Source organism: Faecalibacillus sp. (assembly GCF_047023275.1).
In the GTDB taxonomy this organism is placed as follows: Bacteria; Bacillota_I; Bacilli_A; order Erysipelotrichales; family Coprobacillaceae; genus Faecalibacillus.
Genome location: NZ_JBKYAR010000029.1, coordinates 18,871 through 32,958 on the forward strand (window position 1 = coordinate 18,871; position 14,088 = coordinate 32,958).

General features: G+C 30.2%; 11 protein-coding genes and 1 other annotated feature. Of the genes, 6 read left to right on the forward strand and 5 right to left on the reverse strand.

What is annotated here, in order from left to right; translation table 11 throughout:
• Positions 1 to 68: 68 nt before the first annotated feature.
• The 3 genes from ACLVEP_RS10055 (at position 69) to ACLVEP_RS10065 (ending at position 3,121) form a co-directional block, all read left to right on the forward strand.
• Positions 69 to 827, forward strand: a complete 759-nt coding sequence (locus ACLVEP_RS10055) for a metallophosphoesterase (RefSeq protein WP_412584589.1) — start codon at positions 69 to 71, stop codon at positions 825 to 827.
• The gene (locus ACLVEP_RS10060) at positions 820 to 1,632 is read left to right on the forward strand and encodes a MurR/RpiR family transcriptional regulator (RefSeq protein WP_412584591.1); all 813 of its coding nucleotides are present in this window, start codon (positions 820 to 822) and stop codon (positions 1,630 to 1,632) included. The genes ACLVEP_RS10055 and ACLVEP_RS10060 overlap by 8 nt, the downstream gene beginning before the upstream one ends.
• A gap of 181 nt (positions 1,633 to 1,813) precedes the next feature.
• Entirely contained in the window at positions 1,814 to 3,121 is a 1,308-nt protein-coding gene (locus ACLVEP_RS10065; protein WP_412583945.1) for an IS4 family transposase, read from the forward strand.
• Between the two features lie 175 nt (positions 3,122 to 3,296).
• On the opposite strand, the gene argH is transcribed toward ACLVEP_RS10065, so the two are convergent.
• Together argH and ACLVEP_RS10075 are read right to left on the reverse strand one after the other, a co-directional pair.
• On the reverse strand, positions 3,297 to 4,673 hold the full coding sequence (argH, locus tag ACLVEP_RS10070; RefSeq protein ID WP_317999433.1) for an argininosuccinate lyase: 1,377 nt from the start codon (positions 4,671 to 4,673) through the stop codon (positions 3,297 to 3,299).
• Between the two features lie 39 nt (positions 4,674 to 4,712).
• Positions 4,713 to 5,924 carry an argininosuccinate synthase gene (locus tag ACLVEP_RS10075; RefSeq protein WP_032090484.1) on the reverse strand — a complete coding sequence of 404 codons (1,212 nt, stop codon included), beginning with the start codon at positions 5,922 to 5,924 and terminating at the stop codon, positions 4,713 to 4,715.
• Positions 5,925 to 6,111: 187 nt separating this feature from the next.
• Positions 6,112 to 6,322 (forward strand) — a binding site (T-box leader).
• Positions 6,323 to 6,362: 40 nt separating this feature from the next.
• Between ACLVEP_RS10075 and argC the strand changes: the two genes are divergently transcribed.
• The 3 genes from argC to argB are packed head-to-tail and all read left to right on the forward strand — an operon-like array spanning position 6,363 to position 9,521.
• Entirely contained in the window at positions 6,363 to 7,400 is a 1,038-nt protein-coding gene (gene argC / locus ACLVEP_RS10080) for an N-acetyl-gamma-glutamyl-phosphate reductase (RefSeq protein ID WP_412584592.1), read from the forward strand.
• Between the two features lie 13 nt (positions 7,401 to 7,413).
• On the forward strand, positions 7,414 to 8,637 hold the full coding sequence (gene argJ, locus ACLVEP_RS10085; protein ID WP_412584594.1) for a bifunctional ornithine acetyltransferase/N-acetylglutamate synthase: 1,224 nt from the start codon (positions 7,414 to 7,416) through the stop codon (positions 8,635 to 8,637).
• A gap of 11 nt (positions 8,638 to 8,648) precedes the next feature.
• Positions 8,649 to 9,521, forward strand: coding sequence for an acetylglutamate kinase (gene argB / locus ACLVEP_RS10090; protein WP_412584595.1), 873 nt, complete (start codon positions 8,649 to 8,651; stop codon positions 9,519 to 9,521).
• A 13-nt stretch (positions 9,522 to 9,534) separates the two neighbouring features.
• Here argB and ACLVEP_RS10095 read toward each other — a convergent pair whose 3' ends face one another.
• From ACLVEP_RS10095 to ACLVEP_RS10105, 3 genes are all read right to left on the reverse strand, one after another.
• On the reverse strand, positions 9,535 to 10,341 hold the full coding sequence (locus tag ACLVEP_RS10095; RefSeq protein WP_412584597.1) for a metallophosphoesterase: 807 nt from the start codon (positions 10,339 to 10,341) through the stop codon (positions 9,535 to 9,537).
• Positions 10,341 to 11,996, reverse strand: coding sequence for a ribonuclease J1 (rnjA, locus tag ACLVEP_RS10100; protein WP_412584601.1), 1,656 nt, complete (start codon positions 11,994 to 11,996; stop codon positions 10,341 to 10,343). Before rnjA ends, ACLVEP_RS10095 begins: the two co-directional genes overlap by 1 nt.
• A 415-nt stretch (positions 11,997 to 12,411) precedes the next feature.
• Positions 12,412 to 13,992 carry a transposase gene (locus ACLVEP_RS10105; RefSeq protein WP_412584599.1) on the reverse strand — a complete coding sequence of 527 codons (1,581 nt, stop codon included), beginning with the start codon at positions 13,990 to 13,992 and terminating at the stop codon, positions 12,412 to 12,414.
• Between the last annotated feature and the right edge of the window lie 96 nt (positions 13,993 to 14,088).

Consider the following 14,088-nt stretch of genomic DNA (forward strand, 5'->3'; position numbering starts at 1 on the left):
TTTTTAAAATTAACTCTTTTTTAAGCAAATTTTTTAATTTTGTGCTATGATAATTTTAGGTGATCATCATGAAAGGTAAGACATATGTACTCTCTGACATTCATGGTAATTTTGACATATTTAAAAGAATGTTAGATAAAATACAATTTAATAACCAAGATCAACTTTATATACTTGGAGATATTTGTGATCGTGGACCTTGTAGTTTGGATATCTATTTTTATATTCAAAAATTTGATAATATTACTTTACTTAAAGGAAACCATGAATATATGATGCAAGAGGCTTTAAAAGAAGCCATTGATCATAATGATTTTGACTTTCCAAGTTGCGAATTTAAACTTTGGTCACAAAATGGTGGAGAAAAAACGATTGAAAATATTCGTCAATATCTACGTAAAAAGAAATTGTATCACTGTGATTACACCATTGTAAGAAATATCTTTTTAAGAAATCTCTATAATTATCTTAAAAACTTACCTTTGTATATAGAATTAAACGTCAATAATAAAGATTATATTTTAGTTCATGCTGGAATTGATCCTGAAAGAACTCTTGATGACCAAGAAGAAGATACACTTTTATGGATTCGTGATTATTTCTTTTTGAGTGAATGTGATTTAAATAAAACGTATATTTTTGGTCATACACCGCTTTGTTTTATTAATCGTGATCAAAGTTTTAATGTCTGGTATGATGATGAATTTCATAATAAGATTGGAATTGATGGGGGACTTGCTTTAGGAGAAAGAGGTCAACTTAATTGTATATGTCTAGATGATGGACAAGTATTTGACCTTAAAATGAGTGAGGTAAACGATGCGTAGTGCTTTTTATGCTTTAATTAATTTTATTAATACATCAAAAGTAGATGATGTTTATTCTAATGCAGCAAAGATGATTTTAGAAAATATTAATAAAATACCTGAATATAATATTACAGATGTGGCAGAAATGTGCTTTGTTTCTACGGCTACTATTTCAAGATTATGTCGAAAATTAAATTATGAAAGTTTTAGTGACTTTAAAATGGATGTCACAATGAATTTACGTTATTTTAATCATGATTCCATGCGTATGCAATTTGATCATCAATTACCTGTTTTTCCTATAAAAGGAAAAACAACTAAAGATTTATTTATTGATCATTTTGAAAATATTGTACAAAATTTAAGGTCAACTTATGAAATGATTGAATTTGAAGAACTAGAAAAACTGGTTGATCTTATTTATCAAAGTAATGAAATTTGTTTTGCGGGAAACTTTTTTACTCAGTCAGTTTCAATGCAATTACAAATTGAACTTTCATATTTAGGTAAAAAATGTACAGGAATGTATCCTTTACAAAGTCAAAAAGAAGTGGTTTGTGATTTAACAGAAAATGATTTGATTATTGTTTCTTCAATTGCAGGAGGTTATTGGCAAGATCATCCAGATATGTTAAGAGAGATTGCAAAAAGCAAAGCACATAAAATATGCATTACCCAAGTAGAAAATATCCTTTATCAAGATCAATTTGATATGATTATTCGAGTAGGAACAGATCATTTATCTTTGATTGGTAAGTTTTCTATTACATATATTTTTGAACTATTAGAAGCACTTTATCATATAAAATATGGACGAGTATAAAAAAAGGGCAAACGCCAATGTCATTAAGTTAAGACTTGATGACTATAGGAGGTTTACATAAAAAGGTAGACCTCTTTTTTATTTTTGATATTGACAACACAATAAATGTATGCGGCCTATTATCAATTTCTTTTATTGATAATAGGCCTATTGTTTATAGATATCGTCGGAGGTACTTATTATGGACAACTATAAACATTTAAAAAATATTTTATATCACATCATTGATGATATGAATAATTCACGTTCTCTTTTTTGTGAAAACCCTGATACTGATTTTATTCGTTCTCGTAAACTTGATTTCAAAACAACCATCTCTTCTATCCTTTGTATGGAAAATGGTTCTTTAAAAGATGAACTCTATAAATTTTTTGATTACTCTTTGACTACTCCTACTTCTTCTGCCTTTGTACAATCTCGAAGCAAAATTAAAATGGAAGCTTTTCTTCATATCTTCAATACCTTCAATACTGAAACATATGATGAAAAGCTCTTTAAAGGTTATCGCCTTTTAGCTGTCGATGGAAGTGAACTTCCTATCGATAATACTTTTCAAGACGGTGAAACAACTGTTAGAAACTGTAATAAATATGGCAAATCATATAGTGCTTTTCATTTAAATGCTTCCTATGATTTGTTGGAATGCACTTATGATGACCTTATCATACAAGGTCAGGTTAAAATGGATGAAAACGATGCCTTCTGTCAAATCGTTGATCGTTATCGAGGTAATAAAGCTATCTTTATCGCCGACAGAGGTTATGAATCCTATAATGGTTTTGAACATGTTGTAAAGTCCAATAATAAATATCTGATCAGGGTAAAAGATATTCATTCAAAAACAAGTATGGTCAGATCATTAGGACCATTTCCTGATGAAGAATTTGACTTAGATGTAAGCAGGGTCCTTACATTAAAAAATACAAAGATGGTAATGGCATGTCCTCATTACTACAAATGGTGTCCTAAAAATATGAGATTTGATTATATGTCCAAGGATAATCCATGGTATGAATTCAATTGCAGAATTGCAAGATTTAAAATCACTGAAAATACATATGAATGCATCATTACTAATCTGGACAGAGATGAATTTCCTATAGATGATATCAAAGAACTCTACAATAAACGTTGGGGGATTGAAACATCTTTCAGACAGGTGAAGTATGCCATTGGATTGAACGCACTTCATTCAAAGAAAAGAAAACTTGTCCAGCAAGAAATCTATGCTCGACTTACACTTTACAATTTAACACAAAGAATTGTTCAAAAAATAAAGATACCAAAGAAAAAAAGAAAATATACATATCAGGTAAACTTTACAAGAGTATGCCATTTGATAAGAAAATTTCTAAACAAAAAAGATGGAAAGAATCCATCTTTAGAGAATCTGATAGTTAAAGAGATCCTGCCAATCCGACCCGGTAGATCCCACGAGCGAAATGTCAAATCAAAAACATTTGTCCATTTTAACTACAGATTTGACTAGTCGAAAAGATTATATAACAATAATGCAATAAAAACGAGAATATTTTTAAAAAGTCATGAAAATGACACTTTTTTAGCTACAACAAAATAAAAATCAGAAGAATCTATCTGATTGATATTTCTTCTGATTGAATTTATGTCATATTAACTTAATGACATTGGGGCAAACGCCCTTTTTAAAATTGTTTTAAATATTCTTCATTTAAAGCAATAACTTTTTTCATCATTTCTTGACCACATGCACCAATTGTATTTCTTTTGTTGACACAAGTGTTGACATCAATTGCCTGATAAACATCTTCTTCAAAAACATCAGAGATATTTTTAAATTCTTCTAGAGAAAGTTCATCAAGATCTTTGTTTTGGCTAATTGCATATAGGACAAGTTGACCAATAATACCATGAGCATCTCTAAATGGTACACCTTTGTTGACAAGATAATCTGCTGCATCAGTTGCATTTGTAAAACCACCAGTAGCTGATTTTTTCATTTTATCTTTATTAAATGTTGTTGATTTTAACATATCACTTAATAATTGAAGGCATCCTTTAGTTGTATTTAAAGCATCAAAATACATTTCTTTATCTTCTTGCATATCTTTATTATAAGCAAGAGGAAGACCTTTCATAGTTGTTAAAAATCCCATAAGTGCGCCATAAACACGACCAGTTTTTCCTCTAATTAATTCGCAAATATCAGGGTTTTTCTTTTGTGGCATAATTGAAGAACCTGTTGAAAAAGTATCATCTAAATCAATAAATTGATATTCATTTGTATTCCAAATAATCATTTCTTCAGATAAACGAGACATATGCATCATCATTGTAGACATAGCACTTAAAAGCTCGATTAGATAATCACGATCAGAAACCCCATCAATACTATTTAAACAAGGTCCTTTAAAACCTAAAATTTCAGCACTGTATTCTCTATCTAAAGGATATGTTGTTCCAGCAAGAGCACCAGAACCTAATGGACAATAATCCATTCTTTCATAAATATCATGTAAACGAGATTGATCACGCTTAAACATTTCAAAATAAGCGCCCATATGATGAGCTAAAGTAATTGGTTGAGCTTTTTGTAGATGAGTAAAACCAGGCATGATCGTATCAACATGTTCTTTCATGATTTCATGAATGGTTTTTAATAAATCAACAAGCAAAGTATTCAACATTTCAATTTGATCTTTTGTGTAAAGTCTCATATCTAAAGCGACTTGGTCATTTCTACTTCTACCAGTATGTAATTTTTTACCGGTATCACCAATACGATCAATCAATGTTGATTCTACAAAGCTATGAATATCTTCAAAGCTTTCATCAATTTCTAATGTTCCATTTTCAACTTCATTTAAAATTTCTTTTAAAGTTTTTTCGATTAATTGACCTTCTTCTTGAGTCAAGATTTCTTGTTTTGTCAACATTTTTACATGACCAATACTTCCTTTGATATCTTGACTAGCAAAAGTCTTATCAAATTTAATAGAAGCATTAAAATCATAAACAAGCTGGTTTGTTGGTTTAGTAAATCTTCCACCCCATAAATTCATAAATTTCCTCCTTTAAATAAAAAGAGCAGTGGGCTCTTTTTATTTTTTGTTATTTAATTTCATTGCACGTACTTTAGTTGAAAGACCATATAAAGTAATAAATCCTTCAGCATCATGATGATCATATAAATCACCTGTTTTAAATGAAGCAATATCTTCATCATATAATGAATAAGGAGAAGTTGTACCTTCTTTAATAATATTTCCTTTATATAATCTAAAGTTTGTTGTACCTGTTACATATTCTTGAGTTTTATCAACGAAAGCAGTTAATGCTTCTCTAAGTGGTGAGAACCATTTAGCAGCGTAAACAAGTTCAGCAAATTCAACAGAAACAAGACGTTTATATTTAAGTGTTTCTCTATCTAAGATAAGTTCTTCTAATTGTTGATGAGCTTCCATTAAGATAGTTCCACCTGGTGTTTCATAAACACCTCTTGATTTCATACCAACAACACGGTTTTCAACGATATCAATAATACCAATACCATGTTGACCACCGATTTCATTTAATTTTTCTAAGATTTCTCTTTGAGACATCTTTTCACCATTTAAAGCAACAGGAACACCTTTTTCCCAATCAATAGATAAGTGAACATCTTCTTCTGGAGCTTTTTCTGGAGAATTTGATAATACTAATAAGTGATCATAATTTGGCGCACATGATGGATCTTCAAGTTCTAATCCTTCATGAGAAATATGCCAAATATTTCTATCACGTGAGTAACTATTATCAGCAGAGAAAGGTAAATTGATACCATGAGCTCTACAATATTCAATTTCAGATTCACGAGAATCCATTGTCCATTTTGGATCACGCCATGCAGCAATGATTTTTAAATCTGGAGCTAAAGCTTTAATACCTAATTCAAAACGAATTTGGTCATTTCCTTTACCAGTTGCACCATGACAAATCGCTGTTGCACCTTCTTGACGAGCAACATCAACAAGTACTTTTGCAATTAATGGACGAGCAGTTGCAGTCCCTAATAAATATTTGTATTCAAATACAGCATCTGCTTGAACAGTAGGCATAATGTAATTTTCTACGTATTCATCAACAACATTTTTGATATAAAGTTTACTTGCACCACATGCTTTAGCACGTTCTTCTAGACCGTCTAGTTCTTCTTTTTGACCGACATCAATACAGCAACAAATAACTTCACAATCATAGTTTTCTTTTAGCCATGGGATGATCGCAGTAGTATCTAATCCACCAGAATAAGCTAAAACGACTTTTTCTTTCATTTATAGTTTCCCCCTTGTTTTTTATCTTATAAATTATTATTATCATAAACTACTTTTTTTAAATATGCAATAACCTTGTCGAAATGTTGAACGTCAAAAAAAATAATGTCATCTTTATTATATATTAAAAAAATTTTTTTCTTAATAAATCATTATTGACAAAATGGAAAATTGTCATATAATGGTTTTAAACTCGAGGACTAAAAGAGTAGTCTTTATGGAAATAAGAGCGATCCTATGTTGATGGAAGATAGGAATGGAAGTAAAGATGAAGCGCATTTACGAGAGGAAAGATGGAAATAGAAGTATATCTTTTGGTAGATCTGCCTTAAAGATGAAAGAGGTTGTAAGGTCAACTTACAACAATTAGAGTGGTAACGCGATCAGTCGTCTCTATTTTAGAGACGGCTTTTTATTTTTTATAGGGGGAAAAGTAGAATGATTAATGTCGGAATTGTTGGTTCAACTGGTTATGGAGGATGTGAGCTTGTTAGAATTTTATTAACACATCCTGAGGTTCATATTGAATGGGTATCTTCAAGAACTTATAGTGATCAAGAATATAGTGATGTTTATAAAAGTTATTTCACTTTATTAGATCAAAAGTGTGTAGATGAAGATATTGAAAAATATTTAGATAATGTTGATGTTGTTTTCTTTGCAACACCTCAAGGGGTATGTGCAAAGATGGTAAATGAAAATGTTTTAAAGAAAGTTAAAGTAATTGATTTATCTGCAGATTATCGTATTAAAGATGTTGAAACATATGAATCATGGTATGGAATTAAACATGCTTCACCTGAATTTATTAAAGAAGCTGTTTATGGATTATGTGAAATCAATAGAGAAGATGTTAAAAATGCAAGACTGATTGCTAATCCTGGATGTTATCCAACATGTTCAATTTTATCAATTTATCCACTTGCTAAAGCAGGACTTATTGATATGGATACGTTGATTATTGATGCAAAGAGTGGCACAAGTGGTGCTGGTAGAGGAGCAAAAGTTCAAAATCTTTATTGTGAAGTGAATGAAAGTATTAAAGCTTATGGTGTAGCAAGTCATCGTCATACACCAGAAATTGAAGAACAATTAGGGTATGCTTCTTCATCAAAAGTATTACTTAACTTCACACCTCATCTTATTCCAATGAATAGAGGAATTTTAATTACAGCTTACGCTTCATTAAAAGAAGGAGTAAGTGAGGAAGATGTTAAAAAAGCGTATGATATTTATAAAGATGAATATTTCGTACGTGTCTTAAAAGAAGGAAATGTTCCAGAAGTAAGAAATGTAAAATGTTCAAACTTTGTTGATGTTGCTTATAAAGTAGATCCTCGTACACATAGAGTGATTATGATGGGAGCCATGGACAATCTAGTTAAAGGAGCTGCTGGTCAAGCAATTCAAAATATGAATATTATGTTTGGTTTAGATGAAAAGACAGGTCTTATGTTAGCACCTGCAGTTTTATAAGGGGAAAAAGAGTATGAAAATAATAGAAGATGGAACAGTTACTAATCCAAAAGGGTATAAAGGTGCTGGATTACATATTGGTATTAAAAAGAGAAATAAAGATTTTGCTTTAATTGTTTCTGATGTTGAAGCAAAAGCAGTAGGAACTTTTACAACAAATATGGTAAAAGCGGCTCCTGTTTTATGGGATAAACAAGTTGTAGAAAACAGTGATACAGTAAAGGCTATTGCGATTAATAGTGGGATTGCCAATGCTTGTACTGGAAAACTTGGTGAAGAAGCAAATGAAAAATTCGCAAATATTGTAGGAAATGCTTTAAATGTAGAAAAAGAAAAAGTGTTGATTTGTTCAACAGGAGTCATTGGTAAACAATTATCTACTGATCCAATTGAAAAAGGGATTGATGAAGCTTTAAAACAATTAAAAGATGATCATCAAGCAGGAATTGATGTAGCTACTTCAATTATGACAACAGATACAAAACCAAAACATTTAGCTGTTGAAATTGAAGTAAAAGGAAAAACGGTAACTATTGGAGCATGTTGTAAAGGTTCGGGGATGATTCATCCAAATATGGCAACAATGCTTGGATTTATTACAACTGATTTAAATATTTCTAAGGAATTATTAAATAAAGCATTAAAATCTGTTATTCCAGATACTTTTAATATGATTTCTGTAGATAGAGATACTTCAACAAATGATACTGTTTTATTACTTGCTAATGGTTTAGCTGGTAATGATGAAATCGTAGAAGAAGATGAAGATTATCAAACATTTAAAGAAGCTTTACATTATGTTAATGAATACTTAGCTAAATGTATTGCAAGTGATGGAGAAGGGGCTACTAAATTATTAGAAGTGAATGTAAATGGTGCAAAAGATGTTAAACAAGCAAAAGTTGTTGCTAAAAGTGTTTGTACATCACCACTTGTAAAAACAGCTATTTTTGGAAATGATGCTAACTGGGGAAGACTTTTATGTGCAATGGGATATTCTGGGGAAGAATTTGATCCTTATCAAGTAGATTTATATATAGAAAGTGAATTTGGTAATTTAAAACTTGTAGAAAATGGGATGGCTACAGATTATAGTGAAGAATTTGCGACTAAGATTTTATCGAGTGATTATGTAAAAACAAATATTGATATGAAAATTGCTGATGCAAAGGCAACAGCTTGGGGATGTGATTTGACTTATGATTATGTCAAAATCAATGCTGATTATCGTTCGTAGGGGGAATTGAAATGCAACAAGAGTTTAGAAAAGAAATTAATAAAGCGGAGATTTTAGTAGAAGCACTTGGATATATGCAAAAATATGAAGGTGATATTGTTGTTATTAAGTACGGGGGAAGTGCAATGACAAACGAAATCATCAAAAAGAGTGTTTTAAAAGATATCGCAGTTTTAAAATCTGTTGGTTTGAAACCGATTATTGTTCATGGTGGAGGCAAAGATATTAATAGAATGTTAGACCGTGTTCAAATTAAAAGTGAGTTTAAAAATGGGTTAAGAATTACAGATAAAGATACTTTAGAAATTGCTGAAATGGTTTTATCAGGAAAAATCAATAAAGGACTTGTAACACATTTGGAACAAATTGGAACACATGCTGTTGGTTTGTCTGGTAAAGATGGTAACATGATTACGGTAGAAAAGGTTATGCCTCAAGGTGAAGATATTGGTTTTGTTGGAAAAATAACACATGTTGATACAACATTAATTAATACGTTATTAGACCAAGGATATACGCCAATTATTTCAACAATTGGTTTAGATGAAAAATATCATGCTTATAATATTAATGCTGATGATGTAGCGACAGCAATTGCGCGCGCTGTTAAAGCAAGTAAGCTTGTTTTCTTAACAGACATTGAAGGGGTGTTAGAGGATCCAAGTAATCCTGAAACATTGATTTCAAAAATTGATACTGAGTCTGCTAAAGAATTATTTGAAAATGGTATTATTACTGGTGGTATGATTCCTAAAGTAAAAAATTGTTTAGAAGCTGTACAAAATGATGTTAAACGTGTCCATATTTTAGATGGAAGATTAGAACATAGTTTATTAATTGAAATCTTTACTAAAAAAGGTGTTGGAACAATGATAAAAAAATAGAACTCAATGAGTTCTATTTTTTTAGTTTAATAATATTTATTTCATCATACGTTAGAAAACGGCGTTGGTCATCTGATTCTTTATGAAATCCATTAGAAATAAGAAGTGTAGTTCCATTGTTAACATGTTTTCCATTAACATATTTCTTACCTTTTTCTTTTGTCTCTATACCACCAATTAAAGGAATTTTATAATATCCTCCAAGTGTATGACCGGATAACTGAAGTTGTACAGCACTGTTTTTTATTTGGGTAAAATAATCTGGTTGATGAACTAAGGCAATCTTAAAATGATTTTTATTATCATCATTGATTAGTCCTGAACAATCCCCGCTATTTTCTAATCCTAAAAGATCGATAACTGCATCTTTATAATATATAGTTCGTAACTCATTATGTAAAACCTCAAAACCTGCTTCTGTTAATAAATTAGTACAATCATTAGAATCATTTTGATCTTTTTCTCCTAAAACAGCAAATTTTCCATAATGAGACTGTATATTTTTTAAAATTTGACTTACTTTTTCTATATCAAATAAAGAATCACTGTAAATATCTCCACCAAAAAGAATAAGGTCAACATCTTTTTGATTGAATTCTTTAACAGCTTCTTTTAAACGATTTAAATCTTCCTTTGTAGAAAGATTTAAATCAGAAAGATAACCAATCGTAAAACCATTAAATTCTTTAGGTAATGTTTCTTGACTATAGGTCGTTGCTTTAAAACGATAAGTATTCTTACTTTGAATATACCATTGATAAACACATAACACTAAAGAAATAGAGAGGAAACATAGAATAATCTTTTTAATATATTTCATTATTTTTTATTCATGATAACGGGTATAATCATTGGATTTCTTTTTGTTTTACGATAAAAATATTGTGAAAGTACATCTCTCGTTGTATTTTTAATTTCACCAAAAGTTGTTTTTCCTGCAAGTAATTGACTTAATGCTTGACCAACTAAGTTTTCTGCTTCACGGATCATTGGAAAACTATCTTTCATATAGACAAATCCACGTGAAATAATAACCGGTTTTGTAAGTAATTTACCTTCATGAGAATCCATTGCGATTAAAACAGAAACCATTCCATCTTCAGATAGAATTTGACGATCTCTTAAAACAGCTGTAGATAATCCAGAAAGGTCATTACCATCAACATAAATATCATCTACATGGATTCTTGGACCTAAACGAGCAGTTCCTTTATTAAGTAAAATTGTATCCCCATTACTTAAAACAAATGTATTTTCTTTTGGAACACCTACTTCTTGAGAAAGTTCAGCGTGTATTTTTAACATACGATATTCCCCATGTACAGGGAAGAAATATTTAGGCTTTGTAAGTAACAACATTAATTTTTGTTCTTCTTGACTGGCATGTCCTGATGTATGAAGATTGTTAAATGCTGTATTGACTAAAACTTTGGCACCAGCTCTAAATAAACGGTTAACAACGATATTGATGCTTGATGCATTTCCTGGAATTGGACTTGATGAAAAGACAACAGTATCTCCAGGTTTGATTTTAACAAATTTATGTGTTCCATTAGCAATACGGCTTAACGCAGACAAAGCTTCTCCTTGGCTTCCTGTGCATAGAATTAAGATTTCATTATCAGGTAATTTTTTTGCTTCGTTATTACTAATAAAGAAAGAATCAGGTGCTTTAATATAACCCATTTGTCTTGATACTTGGATATTATTTTCCATTGAACGACCAAAAACAAGAATTTTACGGTTAAACTTAACAGCAGCTTCTACAATTTGTTGAACACGATGAACATTAGAAGCAAAGGTTGCAACGATTAGACGACCTTCAGTTTTTCTAAATTCTTCTTGTACAGCATAAGCTACTTGTTTTTCGCTTTTAGAAAATGTAGGAACTTCAGCATTTGTAGAATCACTTAATAATAAAGTAACACCTGTTTCTCCTAAGAAAGACATTTTTTGGAAATCAGCAGGATCTCCTACAGGTGTTAAATCAAATTTAAAGTCACCTGTTGAAACAATTCTACCATTAGGAGAATTAATAATAATTCCTAAACTTTCTGGAATAGAGTGGTTTGTTTTAAAGAAACCAATATTGAAATATTTAGTTTTAATTTGATATTCATCATCAATACGAATCAAATGTGTTGCATTTGTTAAACGTTTTTCCTCTAATTTTCTAGTAATCATTGCACAAGCCAGAGGAGAGGCATAAATGAATGGTATTTTTACAACTTGTAGTAAAAAAGGAATGCCTCCAATATGATCTTCATGACCATGTGTAATTAAAAGACCTCTAATTTTATTTTCATTACGTTTTAAATAACTATAATCTGGAATAACATAATCAATACCAGGTAAACCTTCTTCAGCAAATTTTACCCCTGCATCAATAATGATAATTTCATTATCATGTTCAACACAATACATATTTTTTCCAATTTCATTTAAACCACCTAAAGCATAAACTTTAGTATCCATTGTTTTATTATGTTTTGTATTTTTATAATTTTTATGTGTTGATCTATGACGATTAAAGTTTTTATTTTTATTATGTTTGTTGCCATTATATTTATTATTATGGATTGGCTTTTCTTGCATAAATAACCTCCTTATATTTTTTGTTTTATTATAGCATAAACTTAAAATGTATTATAGACTATCAAAATGGAAAAAGTCAAATTATTATACCCATAAATAAAAAAGGAGCTGTAACGAAATAAATTTTTAGAAGTTTAACTTTCGTTGTTAAGCTTCTTTTTTTGTTAGAAATAAAAAAATCACATCTATTTTGATGTGTCTACTATCATTATTCACTTTTTTATGTGAATTTTACCTGCTTTTGGGCGCAATGAGGGTATCGAATTTTCAATGCTTTTTTTCAGGAACGGTTTGTTTAGTTTACAACCACTTTCTTTTTATTTTTTATTCGATAATTGTGATATTTTCTTAAATTATATCCTATACATACCAATAGAAATTCCATCCTTGTATTTTTTAATCCTCTTCTTGTAAATCTTGTGAATCTCATATCCTGCTTGATTACTCCAAATGCTCCTTCTACCTGGATGCTTCTTTGTTTCTTCATTTCTTTTCCTTGTTCCGTTGACAAGTTCTTATCTACTTCTGCATAGAATTCATTTAAAACAACATCTCTTGATACTGTTTTATATCCTTTTCTTCCCTTTAAACATTTTTCCTTGAATTGACATCCTTCACATTTTTCCTTGTTTTCATATAGCTGTATAATTCTTAGATATTTTCCATCTTCATTATATTTTTCATTTAAATATTGGTTAAACACATATCCATTTGGACATACTTTATACCCTTGTTCATTCATTTCCCACAATAATGGATTGTATTTGTTGTTCTTTTTATATTTTGGTTCATTTTTCTTGGCATACATTGAATATTTCATATCCAGTTCCATTTTTTTATCGGTACAATACATATAATTCTCAAAACTTCCATATCCTGCATCTGCCATTGGGTGTTTTGGATATTCTCCGTTATATTCATTATATCTTTCCATGAACGGTATGAATGTCTTTGAATCTGCTGGTCTTTGATATAGTTCTGCATTGACAATAACACCATCACTCACTGCTATCTGTGCATTATAACATGGTCTGCTCAATCCCGTATTACAGTAATAATCCATTTTTGTTGCACACATCGTTGCATCATGATCCGTTTTCGAACAGCTGTTTCTTTCGTCTATGATATCTAGCCAGTATTCATATTCCAACACCTTTTCATAGTATTTTAAAAATTCATCATAGCTTCTTTGAATTTCTGTTTTTCTTTTTCCTCGACCATATACGGGCTCAATATCTTCTTTTTTCATAATTTCAAAAAGATACTGTACGATATATCCTATTTCTTGAGCACAGTATTTATTATTTTGCTTGAATCCTAATCCTCTGTTTTTATTGATATCAGCTATTGAATCACTTATTTTTTGCCACAGTTTTTTTCTTGCATTGATAATCCTTGTTTTATAGACAAATGTATATTTTCCTGCATCTGCTTCCAGTTTTGTCCCATCTATGTACTGAATTTCTTTATTTATTTTCATTAAAGCACCTATATTATTTGAAAGTTCAAAAAATATCTCATCAATATTTTTAACGAGATAGTCTTTTAAAAGTCTTTCAAAAGTCATGAAGCTGGGCGTTTCTTCACCCATTATGTACATGAAACGAATATCATATCTGCATAATGATTCCATGGATCTCAAATCATTATCGCATAACATATAGGCAAAAAGTGCAACCTTCAAAAGCTTACATCTGTCATATCCCTTTCTTCCTCGACACTTACCTTTTTTAAAATATTTAGATAGATTCACTCCTTCTAGTGCCTTTAGGAAAGAAACAACCACATCATCTTCATCAATTTTAATACCTAAATCTATTGGCAAAGACAGTTGTAATGCGTTATAATCATTTTGTTGTAGAATTTTGTTTTCCATATATAAATTATACAACAAAAAAGAACAATGTTTCAGTTTTTGGGCTCTATACTAAAACTGGAGGGGAAATATATCCTGCTCCAGTTTTCTTATATT

Bases quoted from the DNA above. Each gene is read 5' to 3' on its own strand.
- ACLVEP_RS10095 (WP_412584597.1), bottom strand. From the start codon at position 10,341: ATGAAATATATTAAAAAGATTATTCTATGTTTCCTCTCTATTTCTTTA.
- argJ (WP_412584594.1), top strand. From the start codon at position 7,414: ATGAAAATAATAGAAGATGGAACAGTTACTAATCCAAAAGGGTATAAA.
- ACLVEP_RS10060 (WP_412584591.1), top strand. From the start codon at position 820: ATGCGTAGTGCTTTTTATGCTTTAATTAATTTTATTAATACATCAAAA.
- argC (WP_412584592.1), top strand. From the start codon at position 6,363: ATGATTAATGTCGGAATTGTTGGTTCAACTGGTTATGGAGGATGTGAG.
- argB (WP_412584595.1), top strand. From the start codon at position 8,649: ATGCAACAAGAGTTTAGAAAAGAAATTAATAAAGCGGAGATTTTAGTA.
- rnjA (WP_412584601.1), bottom strand. From the start codon at position 11,996: ATGGATACTAAAGTTTATGCTTTAGGTGGTTTAAATGAAATTGGAAAA.
- ACLVEP_RS10075 (WP_032090484.1), bottom strand. From the start codon at position 5,924: ATGAAAGAAAAAGTCGTTTTAGCTTATTCTGGTGGATTAGATACTACT.
- ACLVEP_RS10105 (WP_412584599.1), bottom strand. From the start codon at position 13,992: ATGGAAAACAAAATTCTACAACAAAATGATTATAACGCATTACAACTG.
- ACLVEP_RS10065 (WP_412583945.1), top strand. From the start codon at position 1,814: ATGGACAACTATAAACATTTAAAAAATATTTTATATCACATCATTGAT.
- argH (WP_317999433.1), bottom strand. From the start codon at position 4,673: ATGAATTTATGGGGTGGAAGATTTACTAAACCAACAAACCAGCTTGTT.
- ACLVEP_RS10055 (WP_412584589.1), top strand. From the start codon at position 69: ATGAAAGGTAAGACATATGTACTCTCTGACATTCATGGTAATTTTGAC.